The sequence below is a fragment of the Paenochrobactrum sp. BZR 201-1 genome, assembly GCF_044987585.2.
Taxonomy (GTDB): Bacteria; Pseudomonadota; Alphaproteobacteria; order Rhizobiales; family Rhizobiaceae; genus Paenochrobactrum; species Paenochrobactrum pullorum.
Genome location: NZ_JBJDRZ020000006.1, coordinates 149,936 through 172,139 on the forward strand (window position 1 = coordinate 149,936; position 22,204 = coordinate 172,139).

Below are 22,204 nucleotides of genomic sequence, written 5' to 3' on the forward strand. Positions count from 1 at the left end.
ATTATTGTTCCAGTCGGGCAAGCAAAGAAGACGTGTCCCAACGGCCACCACCCAGTTTTTGTACTTCTTTATAAAACTGATCGACCAACGCTGTCACAGGCAGCATTGCACCATTGCGGTTGGCTTCATCAAGGCAGATGCTTAAATCCTTGCGCATCCAGTCCACAGCAAAACCGTGATTATATTCGCCTTGATCCATGGTCTTGTGACGGTTTTCCATCTGCCATGAGCCAGCTGCCCCCTTTGAGAGCACTTCGATCAGTTTGCTGATATCAAGTCCGGCTTTTTTGCCAAAATGAATACCTTCTGCCAGACCTTGTACAACGCCGGCAATGCAAATCTGGTTGACCATTTTGGCCAATTGTCCGGCGCCGACTGGCCCCATCAAACCGACTGAACGGGCAAAGGCCTCAATCACCGGTTTTGCCGTGTTGAAATCATTTTCATCTGCACCGACCATAACGGTGAGTGCGCCGTTTTCGGCTCCTGCCTGACCACCAGAAACAGGGGCATCCATGAATTTGAAACCGGCTTTTTGTGCCGCTTCACCAAGTTCTCTGGCAATGGCTGCGGAAGCGGTGGTGTTATCAATGAAAAAAGCGCTCTTTTTCATGGATGAAAAAACACCATTTTCACCTAAAGTAACAGAGCGCAAATCATCATCATTGCCAACGCAGGCAAAAACAAAATCGGCATCTTTGGCGGCTTCCGCAGGCGTGGGGGCGAAGCTTCCGCCAAATTCTTTGGCCCATTTTTCAGCCTTCGCAGTGGTCCGGTTGTAAACGGTTACTTCATGGCCACCCTTGTTTTTAAGGTGACCGGCCATTGGATACCCCATAACCCCAAGACCGAGATAAGCAACTTTTGCCATAGTATAAATTCCTTTTTGAGCATTTCCGGCAGACGTTCGGAGCAGTTTTTCACCGGATAATACGTAAAACAAAAAATAAGAGCGGTTCAACGATTTCGTTTTATTGGAGCCGCTCTGCTGCTGACCGATTATTCAATAGTGGTCATAACGCGGTCACGATAATGAGGACGTACCACCAATTGCTGATACCAGCGCTCAATATGAGGGAATGATGGACGGTCGAGTGGCAAAGCAAACCATAAATAGAGATTGGCCCCCAAAGGAATGTCGCCGATGCCGAAAGTTTTGCCGGACATCCATTCATTATCAGCCAGATGCGTATTGGCAATCTCAAGCACTTTGGCAAGGTCGGCCACGGATTGTTCCAGTATTTTCGGGTCGCGTTCATCTTGTGGCAGACGCACTGCATGCTGGATGATATTGCGGATATGCGGTGCAACGGAATTTGATGACCAGTCCATCCATTTTTCAGCGGCTGCACGTTCGGCAGGGTCTTCTATCCAAAGGCTGTCTTTGCCATATTTTGCCGCCAGATAGCGCACAATGACATTGGATTCCCAAAGGTAAAACATACCGTCTTCCAAAAGCGGCACCTTGCCGTTGGGATTGCGCTTTAGAAATTCAGGATTTTCCAGGCCACCATATTTGCCACCGGCATGGATATATTCCACATCCTGTCCGAGTTCAGCGGCTGTCCAAAGCGTCTTTTTGACATTGCCTGAATTATCGCGTCCCCAGATTTTCATGTTTTTCCCTTTGCGTTTTGTCATATCAGGTCACTAAATACGCATATTAGCGCTTTAGATGTCTGGTAATCCTGCGTTCAATCCATTCCCAAATATGACGCAATATTTCGACGATGGTAAGATATAAAACGGCTGCCCACAGATATGTCTGGAAGTCAAAAGTGCGTGAATAGGCACGTCTGGTTTCCCCCATTAAATCATAAACTGTGATAATGGCGACAATTGCTGAACCTTTGATCATCAGGATGATTTCATTGCCATAAGGGCGCAGAGCCACAATGAGGGCCTGCGGCAGAATAATCTTCCAGAATGTAATTCGCTTATTGAGGCCAAGGGCAGCAGCACCTTCCCACTGTCCGACTGCGACACTTTGAATGGCGCCGCGCAAAATTTCCGCTTGATAAGCAGATGTGTTGAGTGTGAAAGCCAGAATGGCACAGTTCCAGGCATCGCGGAAAAATACCCACAAGCCGACACTTTCCAGAAAAGGTCGGAAAGTGCCGAAGCCGTAATAGATCAGAAATGTTTGTGCGAGTAGCGGCGTGCCGCGGAAGAAATAGACATAAGCATAAGAAATGCATTGCAAAATCTTCGAATTGGACATGCGCGCTGCGGCGACCGGCAGTGAAACGATAGCGCCGAGAAAAATGGATATGAAAACAAGTTTTAATGTGGTGAGCAGGCCTGACCAATAGCGCGGAGCATAGGTTTGAACCAGATCTATCTGCCAAGAATTAAATAGATAAATGGCAAGTCCGATAAACATGATCAGCCAAATGCCCATGAGCACATAACCGCTAATACGCGCCTTTGACCAGCCACGTTTTATTGCAGGTGGTGCCAGACATTCCGCATCGGTGCGTTTCATAGCGGTGGAAGACATGTGCTTGCTCATGCTTTGCCTTCCTTTTTATTATTGCTTGCCCAATCACCAATCTTGTTGATGAAATAAGAGGAAATAATCGCTAATATGAGATAGAGCAGACAGGCAAGGCCATAAAATAGAAACGGTTCTTTGGTTACGCGCGCCGCTATGGATGTTTGGCGAATAATATCCGCAAGTGAAATGACAGAGACAAGCGATGTGTCTTTGAGCAAAACCAGCCAAAGATTGGCAAGGCCGGGCAGGGCGATACGGATCAATTGCGGAAATATGATCTTGTGCATGGTCTGCCATTTGGACAAGCCGATGGCGTAACCTGCCTCATATTGACCGGCGGGAATAGCTCTGAAAGCTGACAGAAACACTTCACTTGAGTAAGACGAGAAAACAAAGCCCAAAGCCATCATGCCTGCCATGAAGGAATTGATTTCGATTTGAATATTAAGACTTAACGCATCAACCAATTTTTGCACGAGCAAAGACGCGCCAAAATAAACCAGAAACAGTGTGAGAAGTTCAGGCAGTCCACGAAAAATGGTTGTATAAATATTGGAAGCAAGACGCAGAGACGGTTCGGGTGATTGTTTGCCCAAGGCCACGATAAAACCGAGTGCGAGGCCAATGGGCAAAGTGGCAACTGCCAGTGAAACAGTAATCACGAGACCGGATAAAATATTGCTGGCCCAGCCGTCCGGCCCAAAACTAATTAAACTTAAATAATAATCCATGCGCTCATGCGCCTTTTCTTTCTCATATTTCGCGGGGGCTTAAATTTAATAAAGCGAACCCGCGCGCTGGTTCTATGGCCTGCTTATTTGGTATCTTAAGCAAAAACGGCCTTTCCTGTATGAAAGAAAGGCCGTTTATTCATTGATCAGTCTTCTGTGCCATAGGCATCAAACGAAAAATATTTGTCGTTGATTTCTTTATATTTTCCGTTGGCGCGAATGGCTTTGATCGCCGCAGAAAGCTTCTCTTGCAAATCAGGGCGGCCTTTTTTGATGGCTGCACCAACGCCAGGGCCATGAATTTCCACAACAGGCGGGAAAGTGCCTAATAATTTACAGCAAGCGCCATCCGGTGTGTCGAGCCACTCCATCAAGGTAACGCTATCATCATTGACAGCATCCAGACGACCATTCGCCATATCGAGACGATATTCTTCGGCTGTCGGATAAGCTTTAATGTCGCTATCGGTGAAGGTTTTTTCAGAATAATTGGCATGCGTGGTTGAAACCTGCACACCAATGGTTTTACCCGCCAGATCCTCTTTGGTCATACCGGTAATGGTGCTGTCTTTTGGAACTGCAATACCCGGAGGGGTATTATAATATTTTCCGCTGAAATCGACCTGTTTTTTACGTTCATCTGTAATCGACATTGATGCGAAATAAGCGTCAAATTTGCCGGCTTGCAGACCCGGAATAGCACCGTCCCATTCTTGTGTGATAAATTCACACTCTGCCTTCATCTCTTCACAAAGAGCATGGGCGATATCGACATCAAAGCCGGATAATGTACCATCAGGTTTGATGAAGTTGAATGGCGGATAAGCGCCCTCAGACGCGATTTTTAGCTTCAAAGGTTCTTCAGCAGACGCAGTGGTAACACCAGCAGCACTGAGGCTGAGTGCGAAAGCAAAAGCCGAAACGGCACAAGTCATACCTTTTGATAGACGCATTTTTCCCTCTTTTCGTATGCGGCCTTTGTCTACGATGATGCGTATGAAGGCCGTCGTTTATCATTGTTTTTAAACACTTCTTTTCATGAATGGTTCCCGTTTTCATGAAAAGACATGTCTGAAAGCAGATGCTTCTTTATACTCAGATATTCCCATTATTTTCAGGCAAAAGGCAAGCCGTATTCAGTTTTCTTGCTTTAAATAAAATTTAAAAATAGGATATCGTAATAACTTGAGCAAAATGCCGTAAATTATGGACTGTAAGCTGCTTTTTTGACGAGTAAAAAGACATAATGATGAGCCTCTAATACCAAAGACTTAGACGCTAATTTTTAATAGCCGAGAAAATAGCGTTGATTGGAATCAGTGGCTTTTCAAGCCACAAAAAGCTTCAATGAAATCGGCAATGGCTGTGATATCATCGATTGAAAAAAATGAGCGTGTTGCTTTGTTTTCAAATTTGGATGCGTCGATATCCGAGGCCAAAGCAATAACCGTTTTATTGTCGTGATAGATCGGCATGCGGTTTTGGCTTTCATGCCGGATCACTTCAAGTTTGGGGTGAGAGCCTTGTTTGTAGCCCTCCACCAATACCAGATCAGTTGGTGATAATCTGGCCAAAATATCATCTAATGAAGGCTCTGGCCCATTATTATTTTCATGAATAATCGCAAATCGCTTTGCAGAAACAACAGCCACTTCGCCTGCGCCAGCTTTTCTGTGCCGCCATGAATCTGTGCCTTCTATATCAATGTCAAAATCATGGTGGGCATGCTTGATGGTCGATACACGCCATCCCCTTCGTGTCAATTCGATCACCAAGCGTTCCGTCATTGTGGTTTTACCAGCATTTTTCCAGCCGGTGATACCAAAGACAGGTGTTGCAAAGGATTGTTTAGTCATAGTTCTAATTGCTTTTGTAATTCTCGCGCTTTAGCAAGGTCTGCGGGCTCATTGATATTGAAAAAAGGGTCTAATAACCCGCCATTTTTTAAGGGTTCAAAAGGAAAATCAAACGTGGTGCTTTGCAAATATGATGCAAAATGCATAATGCTTGGTTTGTGTCCTTGTTGCAGCCACTGCTGTAATTTAGCAGCATTTTCTGTGCGCCATAAGCCAAAAGTCGGGTGGGTCTTATGATGGGAGGATGCAAAAACCACATCTGCTTGTTGTGTATTTTGTGCTGCCCACATTTTTTCGATAAGATTTGCAGGAATAAATGGCGTATCTGCAGCAGCTGTTAAAACCAGCGGATGTTTTTTTGCGTAATTCATGGCGGTCAGAATTCCGGCTAAAGGCCCTGAATTATAGGCAAACTGATCGGCAATGACCGGCAGGTTGAATTGCGACAGATCGTTTTGATCAGAATTGACATTAAGTGCAATATCGTCAGTTTGTGGTTGCAATCGATCGATCAGATGAGCAATCACCGGTTTACCATCCAGTAAATGCATGTATTTATCGCCGCTTAAACCTTCCGCCTGCATGCGGCTGGAGCGTCCGCCTGCCAGTATGACAACCGGAATTTGATGCGCTTGAATTTTGCTCATGACGGATCGATCCCCGTTGGAATGGAGGCGAGGGTGCTGCGTTGTTTTTCGCGTTTATTGAGGACGCTTTCACGATAGATCATATAAACACCGCTGCTGACAACAATGAGCGCACCGGCAATTGTCCATAAATCTGGTGGTTCATGAAAAACAATCGTGCTGAGAATGATGGCCCATAACAGACTGGTGTAGCGGAAAGGGGAAACAAATGATATTTCGCCCTGTCGCATTGCCATAATAATAAAACTATAGCCGATCAGCAGTAAGACAGCAGCCACGATACAAAGAAATACACTGTTGACAGTTAAAGGTGCCCAGCCGCCCATTGGAACGATGATGGCTGCACCGACCATGGTTGTGGCAACGGTGGTGAGTGTCGAGAGATAAAGCGTTGGAACTGTATCTGGTACGCGGCGTGTCGCAAGATCACGTACGGCGGCGGCCAATACGCTTAGAAGTAATAAAGCAATACTTGCCACACCGGCAACTTCATTACCGCCGGGGCGAATGATGATCAAAACACCAACAAGGCCGACAAGAATGCATGTCCAGCGCCGCCAACCAACGGTTTCCCGCAAGAAAACGGCGGCACCAATAGTGACGAAAAGCGGAACGGCTTGAAAGATGGATGAGGCAAAAGCCTGCGAAACAAACTTCAATACATAAATATAAGTAATTGCAGCAACCACTTCGGCAGCTACGCGCAAGATAACCATTGGATGATAATCAATTTTGCGCAGATTGCCTTGATACCAAGCCAACGCGGTGATGATAGCGGTGGCAAAGAGCCCGCGCACGAGCATATATTGTCCGCCATTCATCTCTTGTGCCAAAAGTTTGGTGATACTGTCACCGATGGTAAACAAACCCATCGCAATCATCATGTAGATACCGGCGCGCAGATTGGCAGAGTTTACCACGGCAAGGCTTTCATTTTTATCGTTGTTATTGGTATCCGGAATTCAAAAACAGTATCAAGAAAAGGCGCGGGCTATCCGCCGGTCATGCTCATATGGCGTGACAGTGCAGGGCGTTGGTCACGGCGATCAATGATAAAATCATGGCCTTTGGGTTTGCGCGAAATGGCTTCATCAATTGCACGGCTGAGAAGTTCATTGCCCTCCGACATACGCAGTGTTTCGCGCAAATCTGCTGCATCTTCTTGCCCCAAACACATGAAAAGCGTGCCGGTACAAGTTATCCGCACACGGTTGCAGCTCTCGCAAAAATTATGGGTGAGCGGCGTGATAAAGCCAAGCTTTCCGCCTGTCTCGGCAATCTTGTAATAGCGGGCAGGGCCACCGGTGCGGTAATCAATTGTCTCTAATGTAAATTCTTGTTGCAGATTTTGCCTGACTTTGGAAAGCGGCAGATATTGATCGGTGCGGTCAATATCAATTTCGCCCAAAGGCATGGTCTCGATGAGGGTCATATCCATGCCGCGTGAATGTGCCCAGCGCAGCATGGAGGGAATTTCATATTCGTTGAAATTTTTGAGCGCTACCGTGTTGAGTTTGACATGCAATCCAGCTTCCAAAGCGGCATCAATTCCGGCCAATACCTGATCCAGATTGCCCCAGCGCGTGATTGCCCGAAACTTCTCACTATCTAAAGTATCGATGGAAACATTGATGCGTTTTACGCCGCATTCCTTCAACTCACCGGCAAAGCGCGATAATTGTGAGCCATTGGTGGTAAGTGTCAGCTCTTCCAATGCGCCGCTCTTCAAGTGGCGCGAAAGCTCACCGATGAGATGCATGATGTTTTTGCGCATCAAAGGTTCGCCGCCGGTAAGCCTTAATTTTTTGACACCCTTGGCAATGAATGTACTGCAAAGGCGGTCAAGTTCTTCAAGACTAAGCAAATCTTTGCGCGGCAGGAAAGTCATATGTTCGGCCATGCAATATGTGCAGCGGAAGTCACATCTGTCGGTTACTGAAACGCGCAAATAATTGATAACCCGATCAAACGGATCAATCATTGGAGCGTAAGTCTCCGGTTCAGGTGTTTTTTTCCATATTGGCATCGAAAAAGCTCGTTATTATTATGCATTGCCCTCATATTAAGAGATAAGGCTTGGAGCATCATCTGTCCAGCAATCAAAATCATTTGAGCACCACTTATCATAGCTGTTGGATCATGCCTTGTGATTGAGGGCAATTGCGCGTAAATCTTACGCGCAAACAAAATATTGATAGGAGCAGTTTTGTGAGTGATATCTGGCCGGTGGAATTGCGGGTCTCACAAGACCGCCATGTGCTCAATATCAGTTTTGATAATGGCAATTCTTATGCATTGAGAGCTGAAATGCTGCGGGTTTTATCACCGTCCGCGGAAGTGCAGGGACATTCGCCGGAACAGCGAAAAACCATTGGCGGCAAACGCAATGTGACAATCAGCCGGATTGAGCCTATCGGCAATTATGCGGTGCGTATTGTTTTTGATGACAGGCATGACAGCGGCTTGTTCACATGGAAATATCTGCACAAGCTTGGTGCTGAACACGATACACTCTGGCAAGCTTATCTGGACGAATTGGCCGAAAAAGGTTTGTCGCGGGCTTCACGATTTTAAAAATAAAAAACCGGAAAGAAATTTCCGGCTTTTTATTGTCACTTGGCAAGCAATTAGCTGAGGTTCAACTCTTTAAAAAAGTCGTTGCCCTTGTCGTCGATGACGATGAAGGCAGGGAAGTCAACAACTTCAATGCGCCAGATGGCTTCCATGCCGAGTTCCGGATATTCAACCACTTCGACCTTTTTGATGCAGTCTTGTGCCAGACGTGCGGCAGGGCCGCCAATGGAGCCGAGATAAAAACCACCATGCTTACCGCAAGCATCACGCACCTGACGTGAACGATTGCCCTTGGCAAGCATCACCATCGAGCCGCCATAAGACTGGAACTGGTCCACGTAAGAATCCATACGTCCTGCCGTAGTTGGGCCAAAAGAACCGGACGCATAGCCGGTTGGTGTTTTGGCAGGCCCTGCATAATAGATCGGGTGGTTTTTGAAATAGTCCGGCATGGATTCGCCATTTTCCAACCGTTCACGAATTTTCGCATGCGCCAGATCGCGCGCTACAATGATAGAGCCGGAGAGAGAAAGCTGTGTCTTTACAGGATGTTGTGATAATTCTTTTAAAATCTGATCCATCGGTTGGTTAAGATCAATCTTCACCACATGGGATGAAAGCTTTTCCTCGTCAATTTCAGGCATATACTGCGCCGGATTGGTTTCCAACTGCTCAAGGAAGATGCCCTCTTTAGTGATTTTTGCCTTGGCTTGACGGTCAGCCGAACAGGAAACGCCAAGGCCGATTGGCAATGAAGCGCCATGACGCGGCAAGCGGATAACACGCACATCATGGCAGAAATATTTGCCGCCAAACTGGGCGCCGACACCAAGCGACTGGGTCAGTTTATGGATTTCTTTTTCCATTTCCAGATCACGGAAAGCGTGGCCGGTTTCTGAGCCTTCAGTCGGTAGCTCGTCCAAATAGCGGGTGGAAGCAAGCTTTACGGTTTTGAGGTTCATTTCAGCAGAGGTGCCGCCGATCACAATCGCCAGATGGTAAGGCGGGCAGGCAGCGGTTCCGAGGGTGAGGATTTTTTCTTTCAAAAACTCGATCATGCGATCGTGGGTGAGAAGTGAAGGTGTACCTTGAAACAGGAATGTTTTATTGGCCGAACCGCCACCTTTGGCGACAAACAGGAATTTATAAGCGTCTTCACCTTCCTGATAAATGTCGATCTGCGCCGGCAGATTGTTCTTGGTGTTTTTTTCTTCAAACATTGAAAGCGGCGCGAGCTGTGAGTAACGCAGATTTTTCTTGTTGTAAGCATCCAGGACACCAGCACCAAGCGCATCGGCGTCACCGCCTTCTGTCCAGACGCGACAGCCTTTTTTACCCATGATGATAGCCGTGCCGGTATCCTGACACATCGGCAAAATACCGCCCGCTGCAATATTGGCGTTTTTCAAAAGATCGTAAGCGACGAAACGGTCATTATCGGTTGCTTCCGGATCTTGTAAAATATTGGCGAGTTGTTTGAGATGGCTTGGGCGCAACAGATGGTTGATGTCTGAAAAAGCAGCCTCTGACAAAAGACGCAAGCCTTCTTCCGCAACGGTCAGAATTTCTTGTCCTTTAAATGTTTCCACTGAAACATAATCGGATGTCAGTTTGCGATATTCAGTTTTATCTTTGCCGAGCGGAAAAAGATCGGCGGCGCTTAAATCAGCCATTTTATACCTCACCAGTCGCGCACTAAGGATTATGTCCCTGCGCTTTATAAATTTGCTCCGCTTTTATCCGGTGAAGACGAATAATCCACTGCGGCAGATTGTTCCTGATGGAAAATGACTGGCATCAATGTGGGGATTTATTTTTTAAGCCCGATTGCTCGTTAAGCGTTTCTACACTGGATTAAAGTTAAAATACGCTATCAACGCATATGGTTTATGCAGGTTTAGACGTATGAAGCAGGCAGGTATTTTATGATGAGCAATCATGCCAGACAGAAACTTTGTTTAAAGCATTCTGTGGCGCGCGCCGCTTTGCTGGCAGGTTTTGTCATCATGCTGCATGCGCCTGTATCACCAGCCTATGCCGCCAATACATTGCTTGAGCTTTTTCAAAAAAAGCAAGCACCCGTTGCCGATAAGGTGCAACCCGCTCCAATGCTGCCAGTTTTGAAGAATAATTCTGTGAAGACATCTGCGGTGCCAAAGCCTCCGGTTGCGAGCGTTAAAGTTTCCGGACCTAAAATTTATGTTTATAAACCAGAAAAACTGGTGCGCGTTGATTTTTCAAAATTCAACGATGAGGTGACAACTGCGGCAATTGATGTGGCTTCGTCAGAAACTTCCCCATCAGCAGTTTCTGACGAAACACCGCTGTCTGCTACTCATCTTTTTGAAAGCCTGAAACCGCATTTGGTTGCAAGCCAAATTATGGCCGAAAAACCTGTCGTTGAGGCGCTTGCAGATTTTTATATCAATCAGCAGCAACTGCTCTGGATTGATGAGAATGGTGCGACAGCGCGCGCTGAAAAACTATTGGCATTTTTCGATAATGCCGCTGAAGATGGCCTGAATCCCAAAGATTATGCGGTCGAAGAAATTGGGCTTACTGCTGATGACAGTGATGCGGGACGTTTGCAGAAATTGGCAAATTTTGAAGTGACCATGTCTGCACGTGCATTGCGTTATGCAATTGATGCCGGTGAAGGGCGTGTTATCGCCAATCGCTTGGATGGTTATCATGATTTGCCGCGTGGCCGTGTGCAGCCTGCTCAAGTGTTGAAAGCTTTGGCCGATCAGCAAGATGCGGCTGATTTTCTTTACAGTTTCCAGCCGCAAAACAAATGGTATCAGTCACTCAAAACAGAGCTTGCGAAGCTCAAGCCGGAAAGTCATGAAATTCGCATCTCCAGCGATGTGCTTATCAAGCCGGGACAAGAAAACAGCGAAATGCGTAATGTCATTGCTGTTTTGCTGAAAAAAGCACCGGCAGGCTTTCTCAATAGCTATCAAACTGTTTTGCAGCAAAATGCTAATAGCGATAAATATGAACCTGAATTGGTTGCAGCAATCAAAGATTATCAAAGCCTCACCGGTAATACGCCGGATGGTGTGATTGGCCGCAGCACTGTGGCAGCCCTGCAAGGCGAGTTGACTTCCGTCAAGCGTGATCGTTTGATTTATTCGATGGAGCGTTTGCGTTGGTTGCCGCATGAATTTGGTGGTCGTTATGCATTCATCAATCAGCCGGCTTATCGCGCATATTTCTACGATAAAGGCGAAGAAACGCAGGCGATGAATATCGTTATAGGTTCGCGCACCAATCAGACCTATTTTTTCTATAATAAAATTCAGACTGTGGTGTTTAATCCTTCATGGGGGGTGCCGCGTTCTATCATCCTCAACGAGATGTTGCCGAAAATTATGCGTGATAGCAGCTATCTTTCGCGCAATGGCTATGAGGTTTATGCTGATGGTAAAGTTATCCCGGCCTCAAGTGTTAATTGGGCGAGTGTTGCTGCGGGTAAAAGCCATGTTGGCATCCGTCAAAAGCCAAGCCTTGATAATTCGCTGGGTGAATTGAAAATTTTGTTCCCGAATAATCATGACATTTATATGCATGACACACCTGCTAAATCTTACTTTAAACGTGACATGCGCGCGCTCAGTCATGGGTGTATCCGTCTTGAACGTCCACGTGATATGGCGGCAGCGGTACTGGGCAAAAATGTCGAGGATTTGAAACCGTATTTTGGTAAAAACGAGCGGGGCATCAAAGTGCCGGAGCCAATGCCGGTTTACGTGGCTTACTTTACCGCATGGTTGGATGAAGCCAGCGGTCAAATCCGTTATTATGATGATATTTATGGTCGCGATGAAGGCTTGGAAAAAGCTTTCAATAAAACAAGCGTCAGTCGCAATGATGTGAACGCCTGAGGGATCAAAAATAAGGCCGGAACGATATCTCCGGCCTTTTCATTATGTATCATTATTTGCCGATTGTGATGTTTTTGACAGCACCGTTTTTCATGCTGCAATGCAGGGCAATATCCTGCCACTGGCTGGATTTGCGGTCGCGCGCCTGACCGCGGATTGTCAGTTCTGATTGTGATGTTTTGGCTTGCTTGACTTTTGTTTTACCAATCCCGTCTTGTGTAAAACCAAGGCGGTCGAATTTCTTATCCTTTTTCACAAGATCATAGCCGGTTGCAATACAGGTGGCGAGTTGCGGGTCGACTTTTTGATCTTGTGTGAGTGTTTTATAATTGCCGTTGAAGTCGGCGGATTTTTTGGGAGGAGAGGCTGCAAGTGCAGCGCTGCAAATAAAAACAGAAAAACCACATGCTAGAATAATCTTTCTTTTATTCATGGCTTATATCCTTTATCGTCAAGCTAATATCTATTAATAAACCAATATAGTGAGTGCTTGAATTGTGATTTTTTTAAGTCGGTGCCAAGTGAGGCAAAATCGTTTATCAATTTTGTCGTGCATTCGGATTGAAGTTATTGAAGCTTCACCTTGACAAACCAGACCTATCAAGATTAAAAGCCCGCTCAACATGAGTATCTCAGATTCTTGTGTTTCACAACGTGTCCCGTGGATAAAGACGCATTGCTTGCGCGCTTTGTTCTGTCAGTTTTTGAATTTCAAAAACAGAGGAGGGCGCGTTTCCTGAATTGGTATCTCGTGTCAAAGCGGATGCCACTTTGTTTATTTTGAAGGAAATGCGATGAGTAAGCGCGAAGCTTCCAAGTATAAAATTGACCGTCGTCTCGGCGAAAACATCTGGGGTCGTCCTAAATCCCCTGTAAACCGTCGTGAATACGGCCCAGGTCAGCACGGTCAGCGCCGTAAGGGCAAGCTGTCTGACTACGGCGTACAGCTGCGCGCCAAGCAGAAGCTCAAAGGCTTCTACGGTGATATCTCCGAAAAGCAGTTCCGCAAAACCTATGAAGAAGCCGCTCGTCGTAAAGGCGATACCGGTGAAAACCTCATTGGCTTGCTGGAATCCCGTCTGGATGCAATCGTTTATCGTGCAAAATTTGTTCCGACAATTTTTGCTGCACGTCAGTTCATCAACCACGGTCACGTTAACGTAAACGGTCGTCGTGTAAACATTCAGTCATACCGCGCTAAAGCCGGTGATGTGATTGAAGTTCGTGAAAAGTCAAAGCAGCTCGTGATTGTTCTCGAAGCTGTTCAATTGGCTGAACGTGATGTTCCTGATTACGTAGAAGTTGACCACAACAAAATGGTTGCAACTTTCTCACGCGTTCCAACTCTTGCTGACGTACCGTACGCAGTTCAGATGGAACCAAATCTGGTTGTCGAATTCTATTCACGTTAATCTGAATTAGAATTTAAGAACTTAAAAAAGCCGCCCGAAGGTTTACCATCGGGCGGCTTTTTTATATGAGAGTGACGAAAGACAAGAGGCCGGAAATGAGCGCCGTAGAAACGATATCAAGTGACACAGATTTGCGTGATGAGGAAAGCTCGACAGAGGGATGCCATCCGCTGTTTCGTGATATTCCTTCAACTGTTGAATTCAACAAGTTGCGTAAAAGATTGTTACGTTTGACACGGCAGGCGCTGGATGATTTTTCTATGGTCAAACCGGGTGAACGCTGGCTGGTCGGTCTTTCGGGTGGCAAGGATTCATACGGTCTTTTGACGGTGTTGCTGGAGCTGAAATGGCGCGGGTTATTGCCGGTCGATATTCTGGCTTGCAACCTTGATCAGGGGCAGCCAAATTTTCCGAAACATATCCTGCCTGATTTCTTGAATAAATACGGCATCGCGCACCGGATTGAATATCAGGACACTTATTCGATCGTCACCGACAAAGTGCCTGAAAATCAGACCTATTGTGCGCTTTGCTCGCGCTTGCGCCGCGGTAATCTTTACCGCGTGGCACGTGAAGAGGGGTGCAGCGCATTGGTGCTGGGACATCACCGCGAAGATATTCTTGAAACTTTCTTCATGAATTTTTTTCACGGCGGTCGATTGGCTTCTATGCCACCGAAACTTGTCAATGATGAAGGTGATTTGAAGGTATTGCGTCCGTTCTCATATGTCGCAGAAGAAGATCTGGTCAAATTTGCCGATCTGATGCAATTTCCAATCATTCCGTGTGATTTGTGCGGCTCGCAGGATGGCTTACAGCGCAATGCGATGAAGGCTATGTTGACGGACATTGAAAAGCGGATGCCGGGACGTAAAGAGACGATGATCAAGGCATTGGGCAATATTCGCCCAAGCCATATGCTGGATCGTAAATTGTTCGATTTTGCAGGATTAATGATATCTTCGGATAAATAAAAAGGGTGAGGGCTGTGACATTTAACGAGAATGAAATTGATTGGTTGGCCGGTGTTTTGGCGGATGCCGCAAAGGCTGAAATTATGCCGCGTTTCCGTAAACTTGATGCCGGTGATATCAAACAAAAGACCACAGCCTATGACCTTGTGACCGAAGCCGATATCAATGCGGAAAAATATATCACCCGCATTTTGAGCCAAAAATATCCTGACGCTATTATGCTGGGTGAAGAGGCAGTGTCGGCAGGTACTGCAAGCCTAGATAACTTGCACGATGCGGATCTGGCTTTTGTGATTGATCCGGTTGATGGCACTTATAATTTCGCCTCTGGCGTTCCGCTTTTTGGTGTTATGATGTCGGTAATTGCTAAAGGGGAAACTGTTGCCGGTATTATCTATGACCCGATGGGGCAGGATTATATCATGGCGGTTCGCGGCGGCGGTGCTTATCATGTACAAGCTGCCCATCATCGCGCGCTTAAAGTAGCCGCGCCTAAAGACGTTTCGCAAATGTTGGGGTCTGTTTCATGGCAATATATGCAGGAGCCGTTGCGCTCGAAAATTGCTGGCAATCAGGCCAAATTCATGTCGCAGATCGGCTATCGCTGCGCAGCCCATGAATATCGTCTGCTTGCTGATGGACATGCCCATTTTGCTGTCTACAACAAATTGATGCCGTGGGATCATCTGGCCGGTTCGCTCATTCATACAGAAGCTGGCGGTTATAGTGCACGTTTTGATGGTAGCCGCTATTTGCCCGAGCATGTCGATGGTGGCCTGATTGCCGCACCGGATAAAGAAAGCTGGCATGCCATTAAAGAGACTTTATGGTCATGATAATGTAAGTGTCGCGCTTGAAGTGCGACCTGATGCTTCTCATCTGTAGCTTACGCACGAATTTTTTGGGCATTTTAATGTTTTTATCCGTCTTTGATCTTTATAAAATCGGCATTGGTCCATCCAGCTCCCACACGATGGGGCCGATGACGGCTGCCAATATGTTTCTGCTTGAAGTCCGTGACGGACAATGGCCACGCCCGACTCAAACCAAAGTGCATCGCTTGAAAGCCTATATGCATGGATCGCTCGCTTTCACAGGGGTAGGGCACGCAACTGACCGTGCCGTGGTTTTGGGGCTTTGCGGCAATGTGCCCGATCAGATTGATCCCGACGAGATGGAAGCGCAGCTTCAGCGCGTCAAACAAGAGAAAAAACTAAATGCTCCGGGCCATCCGGTCTATGCGTTCGATCCGGCGGTTGATTTGGTGCTTGAGCGTAAAATTCCGCTGCCGGGACATGCCAATGGTATGGCTTTTGAAGCGCTGGATAAAAACGACCGTGTTTTGCTGCGCCGGATTTACTATTCAGTGGGTGGTGGTTTTGTTGTGACAGCTGAAGAGCTTGAGCAAATGAAAAGCACTAAAGGCAAAAAAGCTGCTTCAGGCAATGTGCCTTATCCGTTCAATAATGCGGCTGAAATGCTCAAAATGGCCGATAAGAGCGGCTTGTCGATTGCCGAGATGAAGCGCAAGAACGAAGAAACCCGTATGTCGGCTGAGGAGCTTGATGCGGGCCTTGATAAAATCTGGGGAGCGATGCGCTCTTGTATTGATCGCGGGCTTAGCAATGACGGCATTATGCCGGGCGGACTGAATGTGCCGCGCCGTGCCCGTCATCTCAACGATAAGTTACAGGACGAATGGCGCAATAATCGCCACAATCCACTTTTGGCCAATGATTGGCTTTCGGTTTACGCGATGGCGGTGAATGAAGAAAATGCCTCTGGCAGTCGTGTCGTTACCGCACCAACCAATGGCGCGGCCGGTGTAGTGCCGGCTGTACTGCGCTATTTCCTGCATTTCCACGAGGATGCAACGGAAAAAGACATTCGAGACTTTTTGCTTACCTCCGCAGCAATTGGCGGCATTATCAAGCATAATGCGTCGATTTCCGGTGCAGAAGTTGGCTGTCAAGGTGAGGTGGGGTCGGCTTCTGCAATGGCGGCTGCCGGTATGGCGGCGGTGATGGGCGGTACACCTGCGCAGATCGAAAATGCCGCTGAAATCGCGCTTGAGCATCATTTAGGCATGACTTGCGATCCGGTTGCTGGTCTCGTGCAGGTGCCATGTATCGAGCGTAACGCGCTCGGTGCGGTCAAGGCAGTAACGGCTGCTTCCTTGGCGATGAAGGGCGACGGCAAGCATTTTGTGCCGCTGGATGCTTGTATCGAAACCATGCGTCAGACCGGTAATGATATGAATGAACGCTATAAGGAAACCAGTCTCGGCGGTTTGGCCGTTAATGTGGTGGAATGTTAAGCATCACATTTGTGATTATTGAAATGAGTAGTTACATCTGAGCCATGGCATTAAATCTGGTTAAATTATGTGTCGGCTGCGACAGTATTGAAACGCTTGCAGCCTGGATTGATTTCCGGCTGGAGGAAAAGCGCGCGGCTGGCCTGCTGCCGGAGCAGTTTCACACCACGCGCATGGTGCCTAAGCGCGTGGAAGAATTGCTCGATGGTGGTTCGCTTTACTGGGTGATTAAAGGCAATATCCAGTGCCGTCAGCGTTTGCTGGAAATCCGCACCTTTACCGATGATGAAGGTATTAATCGCTGCCATCTGGTGCTGGAGCCGAAAATCATTCCGACTGAATGGCAACCGCGTCGTGCATTTCAGGGCTGGCGTTATTTGAGCGCAGAAGATGCGCCTCTTGATGAGGCCGCAGGTAAGAACGGCCGAGCAGCCCTGCCAGCGGAACTCAGACGAGAATTGGCAGAGCTGGGTTTGCTTTAAATCTGGTTCAGGAACTGGGCAAAAACCATTGAGCCCTCCGGCCATGGGCCGTGGCCGCTCTCACTGTTCAGGTGTCCTGCTTCACCGGCGTCCAAGAGCATTGCGCCCCAATCATTGACAATGGCCTCTGCCGTTTCAAAATCTGAAAACGGATCATTGCGGCTGACAACCACCAATGTCGGGAAGGGCAGACGTTCGCGTGGATAAGGGCCGAATGTCATCAGATGGCGCGGGCGTATCTTTTCATTGGCCACATCCGGAGGTGCTACAAAAAATGCACCGACGACCTTGTCTTTAATCTGTGGAATAGCATGGATGGCCGCAGCAACACCAAGCGAATGTGCAACCAGCACAACGGGTTTCTCGGCGGTTTCTACCGCTTTGACAATTTCCTCAACCCAGTCTTTACGAACCGGCTTTGACCATTCTTTTTGCTCAACACGGCGCGCGGTGGAAAGTCTTTGCTCCCAGCGTGACTGCCAGTGGTCAGGGCCGGAATTGGTATAACCGGGAATGATGAGAATATCGACGTCTTTAACTTTCATATCAGCCCGTTCTTTTCATTCTTTGTCTCTTTTGCGCATGAGCGCAACAATCATTGCGTTGAATGCTTATTGCGTCTGTCCGGCGCATATTCAAGCATGTTTTGACTTAAATGGGGCTGAGTAGCTTCAAGAAAAAGGAATGTAATAAGAAATAGAGATTATTAAAAAGATTATAAATGATGGCAATGATCACAAAGTAATGATTGCCACCATTGATCGGTAAAAATTAATTGCGCGGCAAACGATCTCTGATTTCTGTTAAACGGTCATAGATGCGGAAGGAAAGTATGATGCCTTCGCATATAACGCGCCAGAAAATCAGACCGATAATAAAGAAAATTAAACTGCCGATAATTTTAAAAAAACCACCTCCCATGTAGCTATAAGCTGACAGAATGGTTCTGATGGCTGCAAATGCAATGCCAACATTACCGATCCAATAAACGACAGCAATCAGTGTCGGCGTTAAAAATTTGTCAAAACCAGTCATATCTTTGATGTTCATTTTTTACCTCGCTTGGGAGTTGCGGTTTTATTTCTTAATTAATTTATAGTTTAAATATTTTAATCAATTAAATTGATTGATAAGGCTTTGTTTTAAAATTGTCACTCTTCATAGCCGCGCTGGGTCGGGTAGTGATAAAACGCATACTGCCATGCAAAAGCTTCATGAACAATGATAAGTTTCACGCTTATGTGTGTGGATCGTTAAAAAAGATAAAGATCAGCACTATCTAAAAAACGTTAAGTCCTTTAATATAAAGGCGTACTAACCACATTTGTTAATTTAGATGGGATGAAAAACATGTCTTGGCATGCACCTTTGTTCATTGAAGTCAGCTGCGCTATGGAAATCTGTCGTTATGCAGCCGGTGACGGTGATGAACCGGTTCTGTTCTAAGTAACAGGAACGGAATTCTCAATGTTAAGCATTGAAATTTGATCATGACGACATTTCGTTCGATCGTGATTGGGGCCGCTGCTGGCGGCGGCCTCCCTCAATGGAATTGTGGTTGTCAAAACTGCCAGTTAGCACGCTTACCCTCTCCGCAGGGAATTCCTCCACAGACACAATCTTCACTCGCGGTAACTTCTGACGGTGAAAACTGGGCACTTCTCAATGCTTCCCCTGATATCAGGCAGCAATTGATTGATACGCCGGCACTCCATCCTCGAAGTTTGCGTGATAATCCGGTTAACACAGTGCTTCTCACCAATGGTGATCTGGATCACATTGCGGGTCTTTTGACCTTGCGTGAGAAACAGGCTTTCCGTTTGGTGATGACGGCAGCCATCCGTGATGTCCTCGCCGAGAATCCAATTTTTCGCGCGCTTGATCCGGCGTTTGTCAGCCAAGAAATCATCGCGCTTAATGAAACTTTCACGCTTGTTCCTGGCATTAAAGCCAAGCTTTTTGCAGTTCCGGGTAAGGTGCCGCTCTTTATGGAGGGGGATCATGTCGATACGGAACTGGAAGGCGAGCAAACAGTCGGCGTGGAAATGGTAACGGACGATCACCGGATTTATTATGTTCCCGGTTGCGCGGTCGTGCGTAATGATCTTTTACAGCGCATTGATGGTGCCGATATTTTATATTTCGATGGCACGTTGTTCAGCGATGATGAAATGCTGAAATCCGGCACCGGTATCAAGACCGGAAAGCGGATGGGGCATATTTCCATGTCTGGTGATGACGGCAGCCTGAAAGCGCTGGAAAAATGTGCGGTCTCCCGCAAGATTTACGTCCATATTAATAATACCAACCCTGTCTGGCGCGATGGCGCTGAGCGCAAACTTGTCGAAGACAGCGGGTTTGAAATTGCCTTTGATGGCAAGGAGATCAGTTTATGAAACCGGCTGCAAGCAAAGAAGAGTTTCACGCAAGATTGTTGGCAATCGGACAGGAACGCTATCACGACAAGCATCCGTTTCATGTGCGTTTGCATGGCGGTGAAAGCACTATTACCGAAGTGCGTGCTTGGGTGATCAACCGTTACTGCTATCAAAGCAGCATTCCGATGAAAGATGCGGCTTTTCTGTCGCGTTGTGAAGATGTGAATATGCGCCGCGCATGGCGCTCGCGTATCGAAGATCATGATGGCGGTATGCATGAAGGTGGCGGTATCCGCCGTTGGTTGAAGCTCGCCGAAGCTGTGGGCCTTGATCCGGATTATGTGGCATCGGGTAAAGGTATTCTGGCAGGCACTCGTTTTGCTGTAGGTGCTTATGTGCATTATGTACGTGATAAGCCATTGCTGGATGCGGTCGCATCATCTTTGACCGAGTTATTTGCGCCGAAAATTCACAAAGACCGTATTGCTGGTCTTTTAAAGCATTATGCTTTTGCTGATGACAATGCATTGTCTTATTTCCGTCAGCGTTTGAATGAAGCACCGGTCGATGTCGAATACGGCCTTGCTTATGTCATGGAGCACGCGGATACATTGGAAAAACAGGATGCAGTTGCCGCTGCTCTCACCTTTAAAACCGATGTATTGTGGTCGCAACTCGATGCCCTTTATCTGGCCTATGTCGCACCCGGTATGATTCCACCCGGTGCATGGGATGGCAAAGAAGGCGTTAATGCTGAATGGGACAAGGCACTGGCTGCAAAGAAAGTTTTAGCATGAGCGAAACAGTAACTATTTTGCCTGCCAATATCATCAAACTTGCCCGCGGTGTGCGTTTGCGTGTCGATGACGTGCGCGGTCAAACCGTCCTGCTGGCGCCTGAACGCGCGATGGCTGTTGACGAAATTGCCGTCACCATCGTCAATGCTCTGGATGGTGAGCGCTCCATCGATGTTATTTGTGATCAGTTTGCTAAAGATTTCAACGCACCACGCGACCTGATTGGTGGTGATGTACTGAAATTTGTACAGGAATTGGCCAATCGCCGTATGATTGAGGTTGTGGAATGACTGCCACCGGTTTGGCAGCGGCTGAAACTTTAAAAAACTATGCGCCGCCGCCAATGGCACTACTTGCCGAATTGACCCACCGTTGTCCGCTTGCATGCCCTTATTGCTCCAATCCATTGGAACTGATTGGCGTGAAGAAAGAACTCACCACTGAAGAGTGGATTGAAACCTTTCGTCAAGCGGCTCAAATGGGCGTTTTGCATTTGCATCTATCTGGTGGGGAACCGGCCGCACGCCGCGATTTGCTGGAGCTGACCAAAGCGGCGGTTGATATTGGCCTTTACACCAACTTGATTACCTCAGGCATTGGTTTGAATGAACAGCGCGTCAACGCTTTGGCTGATGCAGGGTTGGATCATGTACAGCTGTCATTGCAGGGCACGGACGCCGTTTCTGCTGATCGTGTTGGCGGGTATAAGGGCGGTTTTGATCGCAAAATGGCTGTTGCCAAATGGGTGGGGGAGGCTGGCGTTCCGCTCACTGTTAATGCTGTTTGCCACAAGCAAAACATGGATCAGCTCAATGATATGCTGGAACTCGCCATTGAGCTTGGTGCACGCCGCATTGAAATTGCGACGGTGCAGTTTCATGGCTGGGCTGAAAAGAACAAGGCTGCCTTGCTGCCCACGCGCGAGCAGGTCACATTCGCCAATAAAACGGTAGCAGAAGCGCGCAAGCGTTTAGAAGGCCGTCTGGTGATTGATTATGTACCTGCCGACTATTACTCGTCTTATCCAAAGGCCTGTATGGGCGGCTGGGGACGTATCGGCCTGAATGTCACGCCGGATGGTCGGGTACTGCCATGTCACGCGGCTGAGACGATCCCTTCATTGCGCTTTGACAATATCAAAGATAAGGCGCTTGCTGATATCTGGTATCATGGCGATGCGTTTAACGCTTATCGCGGTGATGATTGGATGCCGGATTTGTGCCGTACATGTGAGCGCAAAGAAATTGATTTTGGCGGTTGTCGTTGTCAGGCAATGGCAATTGCCGGTGATGCCAGTGCAACCGACCCTGTCTGTGTGCGTTCACCACTGCGTAATCTGGTGACAGCAATGGCAGAGGAAAACTCGTCTGCACCAGTGCCGGAAAGTTTTACCTATCGTTCATTTGCATAAAAACATCATTCGCAGATTATAAAATGGGCAGGGGCAGTTAAAACAAACTGCTCCTGTTTTTTTATGTACAGACTGATAATTGATATAAAATCACAACCTATATATGTAGAAATAGTACGGTGCGGCGGTTCTTTCGATAAGGGATTACAATGTATTTTTCAGCCGTTTGGGCATTGCTGCCTATGACCCATACCCCTTTTGTTCTAAAGTGAACGGAATAGGAATATTTGTCAATATGTAG

General features: G+C 47.2%; 25 protein-coding genes. 12 read left to right on the plus strand and 13 right to left on the minus strand.

Annotation, left to right across the window (positions count from 1 at the left end):
• Position 1: 1 nt before the first annotated feature.
• The 9 genes from ACI0FR_RS05845 to moaA all read right to left on the minus strand — a co-directional run bounded on the left by ACI0FR_RS05845 (position 2) and on the right by moaA (position 7,757).
• Positions 2-871, minus strand: coding sequence for an NAD(P)-dependent oxidoreductase (locus tag ACI0FR_RS05845; protein WP_404906267.1), 870 nt, complete (start codon positions 869-871; stop codon positions 2-4).
• A 128-nt stretch (positions 872-999) separates the two neighbouring features.
• Positions 1,000-1,641: a glutathione S-transferase family protein gene (locus ACI0FR_RS05850; RefSeq protein WP_404906266.1), complete on the minus strand. Its 642-nt coding sequence runs from the start codon at positions 1,639-1,641 to the stop codon at positions 1,000-1,002.
• Positions 1,642-1,663: 22 nt separating this feature from the next.
• A complete protein-coding gene (locus ACI0FR_RS05855) occupies positions 1,664-2,512 on the minus strand; it encodes an ABC transporter permease (protein WP_404906265.1) in 849 nt (282 codons plus the stop codon).
• On the minus strand, positions 2,509-3,228 hold the full coding sequence (locus tag ACI0FR_RS05860; RefSeq protein ID WP_374830302.1) for an ABC transporter permease: 720 nt from the start codon (positions 3,226-3,228) through the stop codon (positions 2,509-2,511). Before ACI0FR_RS05860 ends, ACI0FR_RS05855 begins: the two co-directional genes overlap by 4 nt.
• A gap of 146 nt (positions 3,229-3,374) precedes the next feature.
• Complete coding sequence (locus tag ACI0FR_RS05865; RefSeq protein ID WP_404906264.1) at positions 3,375-4,181, minus strand: ABC transporter substrate-binding protein; 807 nt, start codon at positions 4,179-4,181, stop codon at positions 3,375-3,377.
• A gap of 363 nt (positions 4,182-4,544) precedes the next feature.
• Positions 4,545-5,084, minus strand: coding sequence for a molybdopterin-guanine dinucleotide biosynthesis protein B (gene mobB / locus ACI0FR_RS05870; protein ID WP_404906263.1), 540 nt, complete (start codon positions 5,082-5,084; stop codon positions 4,545-4,547).
• A complete protein-coding gene (mobA, locus tag ACI0FR_RS05875; RefSeq protein WP_404906262.1) occupies positions 5,081-5,731 on the minus strand; it encodes a molybdenum cofactor guanylyltransferase MobA in 651 nt (216 codons plus the stop codon). The genes mobB and mobA overlap by 4 nt, the downstream gene beginning before the upstream one ends.
• Positions 5,728-6,651, minus strand: a complete 924-nt coding sequence (locus ACI0FR_RS05880) for a DMT family transporter (RefSeq protein WP_404906261.1) — start codon at positions 6,649-6,651, stop codon at positions 5,728-5,730. Before ACI0FR_RS05880 ends, mobA begins: the two co-directional genes overlap by 4 nt.
• Before the next feature lie 71 nt (positions 6,652-6,722).
• Entirely contained in the window at positions 6,723-7,757 is a 1,035-nt protein-coding gene (gene moaA / locus ACI0FR_RS05885; protein ID WP_404906260.1) for a GTP 3',8-cyclase MoaA, read from the minus strand.
• 182 nt (positions 7,758-7,939) lie between these two features.
• Between moaA and ACI0FR_RS05890 the strand changes: the two genes are divergently transcribed.
• Positions 7,940-8,305, plus strand: a complete 366-nt coding sequence (locus tag ACI0FR_RS05890; RefSeq protein ID WP_374830314.1) for a gamma-butyrobetaine hydroxylase family protein — start codon at positions 7,940-7,942, stop codon at positions 8,303-8,305.
• Between the two features lie 53 nt (positions 8,306-8,358).
• On the opposite strand, the gene ACI0FR_RS05895 is transcribed toward ACI0FR_RS05890, so the two are convergent.
• Positions 8,359-9,978, minus strand: a complete 1,620-nt coding sequence (locus tag ACI0FR_RS05895) for a fumarate hydratase (protein WP_404906259.1) — start codon at positions 9,976-9,978, stop codon at positions 8,359-8,361.
• Positions 9,979-10,230: 252 nt separating this feature from the next.
• Here ACI0FR_RS05895 and ACI0FR_RS05900 point away from each other — a divergent pair, with 252 nt between their 5' ends.
• Positions 10,231-12,192, plus strand: a complete 1,962-nt coding sequence (locus ACI0FR_RS05900; protein WP_404906258.1) for a L,D-transpeptidase family protein — start codon at positions 10,231-10,233, stop codon at positions 12,190-12,192.
• 52 nt (positions 12,193-12,244) lie between these two features.
• Here the strand turns inward: ACI0FR_RS05900 and ACI0FR_RS05905 are convergent, their stop codons facing one another.
• On the minus strand, positions 12,245-12,625 hold the full coding sequence (locus ACI0FR_RS05905; RefSeq protein ID WP_374830320.1) for a BspC domain-containing protein: 381 nt from the start codon (positions 12,623-12,625) through the stop codon (positions 12,245-12,247).
• Between the two features lie 361 nt (positions 12,626-12,986).
• On the opposite strand from ACI0FR_RS05905, the gene rpsD reads away from it, so the two are divergent.
• The 5 genes from rpsD to ACI0FR_RS05930 all read left to right on the plus strand — a co-directional run bounded on the left by rpsD (position 12,987) and on the right by ACI0FR_RS05930 (position 17,377).
• Complete coding sequence (gene rpsD / locus ACI0FR_RS05910) at positions 12,987-13,604, plus strand: 30S ribosomal protein S4 (RefSeq protein WP_374830322.1); 618 nt, start codon at positions 12,987-12,989, stop codon at positions 13,602-13,604.
• 95 nt (positions 13,605-13,699) lie between these two features.
• Entirely contained in the window at positions 13,700-14,578 is an 879-nt protein-coding gene (gene ttcA / locus ACI0FR_RS05915; RefSeq protein WP_374830324.1) for a tRNA 2-thiocytidine(32) synthetase TtcA, read from the plus strand.
• Positions 14,579-14,592: 14 nt separating this feature from the next.
• Positions 14,593-15,414 carry an inositol monophosphatase family protein gene (locus ACI0FR_RS05920; protein ID WP_374830326.1) on the plus strand — a complete coding sequence of 274 codons (822 nt, stop codon included), beginning with the start codon at positions 14,593-14,595 and terminating at the stop codon, positions 15,412-15,414.
• Between the two features lie 77 nt (positions 15,415-15,491).
• Complete coding sequence (locus ACI0FR_RS05925) at positions 15,492-16,895, plus strand: L-serine ammonia-lyase (protein WP_374830328.1); 1,404 nt, start codon at positions 15,492-15,494, stop codon at positions 16,893-16,895.
• 44 nt (positions 16,896-16,939) lie between these two features.
• Complete coding sequence (locus ACI0FR_RS05930; protein ID WP_374830330.1) at positions 16,940-17,377, plus strand: DUF1489 family protein; 438 nt, start codon at positions 16,940-16,942, stop codon at positions 17,375-17,377.
• On the opposite strand, the gene ACI0FR_RS05935 is transcribed toward ACI0FR_RS05930, so the two are convergent.
• Positions 17,374-17,922: an RBBP9/YdeN family alpha/beta hydrolase gene (locus ACI0FR_RS05935; protein WP_404906257.1), complete on the minus strand. Its 549-nt coding sequence runs from the start codon at positions 17,920-17,922 to the stop codon at positions 17,374-17,376. The genes ACI0FR_RS05930 and ACI0FR_RS05935 overlap by 4 nt on opposite strands.
• A 226-nt stretch (positions 17,923-18,148) precedes the next feature.
• On the minus strand, positions 18,149-18,427 hold the full coding sequence (locus ACI0FR_RS05940; RefSeq protein WP_374830334.1) for a DUF4282 domain-containing protein: 279 nt from the start codon (positions 18,425-18,427) through the stop codon (positions 18,149-18,151).
• A gap of 300 nt (positions 18,428-18,727) precedes the next feature.
• Here ACI0FR_RS05940 and pqqA point away from each other — a divergent pair, with 300 nt between their 5' ends.
• Genes pqqA through pqqE form a run of 5 tightly spaced genes read left to right on the plus strand, consistent with a single transcriptional unit; the run spans position 18,728 to position 21,963 of the window.
• Positions 18,728-18,823, plus strand: coding sequence for a pyrroloquinoline quinone precursor peptide PqqA (gene pqqA, locus ACI0FR_RS05945; RefSeq protein WP_374830336.1), 96 nt, complete (start codon positions 18,728-18,730; stop codon positions 18,821-18,823).
• A gap of 44 nt (positions 18,824-18,867) precedes the next feature.
• Positions 18,868-19,773 carry a pyrroloquinoline quinone biosynthesis protein PqqB gene (gene pqqB / locus ACI0FR_RS05950; protein WP_374830338.1) on the plus strand — a complete coding sequence of 302 codons (906 nt, stop codon included), beginning with the start codon at positions 18,868-18,870 and terminating at the stop codon, positions 19,771-19,773.
• Positions 19,770-20,552, plus strand: a complete 783-nt coding sequence (gene pqqC, locus ACI0FR_RS05955) for a pyrroloquinoline-quinone synthase PqqC (RefSeq protein ID WP_374830340.1) — start codon at positions 19,770-19,772, stop codon at positions 20,550-20,552. The genes pqqB and pqqC overlap by 4 nt, the downstream gene beginning before the upstream one ends.
• Positions 20,549-20,842, plus strand: a complete 294-nt coding sequence (gene pqqD, locus ACI0FR_RS05960) for a pyrroloquinoline quinone biosynthesis peptide chaperone PqqD (protein WP_374830342.1) — start codon at positions 20,549-20,551, stop codon at positions 20,840-20,842. The genes pqqC and pqqD overlap by 4 nt, the downstream gene beginning before the upstream one ends.
• The gene (gene pqqE / locus ACI0FR_RS05965) at positions 20,839-21,963 is read left to right on the plus strand and encodes a pyrroloquinoline quinone biosynthesis protein PqqE (protein ID WP_404906255.1); all 1,125 of its coding nucleotides are present in this window, start codon (positions 20,839-20,841) and stop codon (positions 21,961-21,963) included. Before pqqD ends, pqqE begins: the two co-directional genes overlap by 4 nt.
• Positions 21,964-22,204: the final 241 nt, after the last annotated feature.

Coding starts and splice junctions, on each gene's coding strand:
- ACI0FR_RS05900 (WP_404906258.1), top strand. CDS start 10,231: ATGATGAGCAATCATGCCAGACAGAAACTTTGTTTAAAGCATTCTGTG.
- ttcA (WP_374830324.1), top strand. CDS start 13,700: ATGAGCGCCGTAGAAACGATATCAAGTGACACAGATTTGCGTGATGAG.
- ACI0FR_RS05925 (WP_374830328.1), top strand. CDS start 15,492: ATGTTTTTATCCGTCTTTGATCTTTATAAAATCGGCATTGGTCCATCC.
- mobA (WP_404906262.1), bottom strand. CDS start 5,731: ATGAGCAAAATTCAAGCGCATCAAATTCCGGTTGTCATACTGGCAGGC.
- ACI0FR_RS05860 (WP_374830302.1), bottom strand. CDS start 3,228: ATGGATTATTATTTAAGTTTAATTAGTTTTGGGCCGGACGGCTGGGCC.
- ACI0FR_RS05905 (WP_374830320.1), bottom strand. CDS start 12,625: ATGAATAAAAGAAAGATTATTCTAGCATGTGGTTTTTCTGTTTTTATT.
- moaA (WP_404906260.1), bottom strand. CDS start 7,757: ATGCCAATATGGAAAAAAACACCTGAACCGGAGACTTACGCTCCAATG.
- ACI0FR_RS05845 (WP_404906267.1), bottom strand. CDS start 871: ATGGCAAAAGTTGCTTATCTCGGTCTTGGGGTTATGGGGTATCCAATG.
- ACI0FR_RS05935 (WP_404906257.1), bottom strand. CDS start 17,922: ATGAAAGTTAAAGACGTCGATATTCTCATCATTCCCGGTTATACCAAT.
- pqqE (WP_404906255.1), top strand. CDS start 20,839: ATGACTGCCACCGGTTTGGCAGCGGCTGAAACTTTAAAAAACTATGCG.
- mobB (WP_404906263.1), bottom strand. CDS start 5,084: ATGACTAAACAATCCTTTGCAACACCTGTCTTTGGTATCACCGGCTGG.
- ACI0FR_RS05850 (WP_404906266.1), bottom strand. CDS start 1,641: ATGACAAAACGCAAAGGGAAAAACATGAAAATCTGGGGACGCGATAAT.
- pqqD (WP_374830342.1), top strand. CDS start 20,549: ATGAGCGAAACAGTAACTATTTTGCCTGCCAATATCATCAAACTTGCC.
- rpsD (WP_374830322.1), top strand. CDS start 12,987: ATGAGTAAGCGCGAAGCTTCCAAGTATAAAATTGACCGTCGTCTCGGC.
- pqqC (WP_374830340.1), top strand. CDS start 19,770: ATGAAACCGGCTGCAAGCAAAGAAGAGTTTCACGCAAGATTGTTGGCA.
- pqqB (WP_374830338.1), top strand. CDS start 18,868: ATGACGACATTTCGTTCGATCGTGATTGGGGCCGCTGCTGGCGGCGGC.
- ACI0FR_RS05895 (WP_404906259.1), bottom strand. CDS start 9,978: ATGGCTGATTTAAGCGCCGCCGATCTTTTTCCGCTCGGCAAAGATAAA.
- pqqA (WP_374830336.1), top strand. CDS start 18,728: ATGTCTTGGCATGCACCTTTGTTCATTGAAGTCAGCTGCGCTATGGAA.
- ACI0FR_RS05940 (WP_374830334.1), bottom strand. CDS start 18,427: ATGAACATCAAAGATATGACTGGTTTTGACAAATTTTTAACGCCGACA.
- ACI0FR_RS05865 (WP_404906264.1), bottom strand. CDS start 4,181: ATGCGTCTATCAAAAGGTATGACTTGTGCCGTTTCGGCTTTTGCTTTC.
- ACI0FR_RS05855 (WP_404906265.1), bottom strand. CDS start 2,512: ATGAGCAAGCACATGTCTTCCACCGCTATGAAACGCACCGATGCGGAA.
- ACI0FR_RS05930 (WP_374830330.1), top strand. CDS start 16,940: ATGGCATTAAATCTGGTTAAATTATGTGTCGGCTGCGACAGTATTGAA.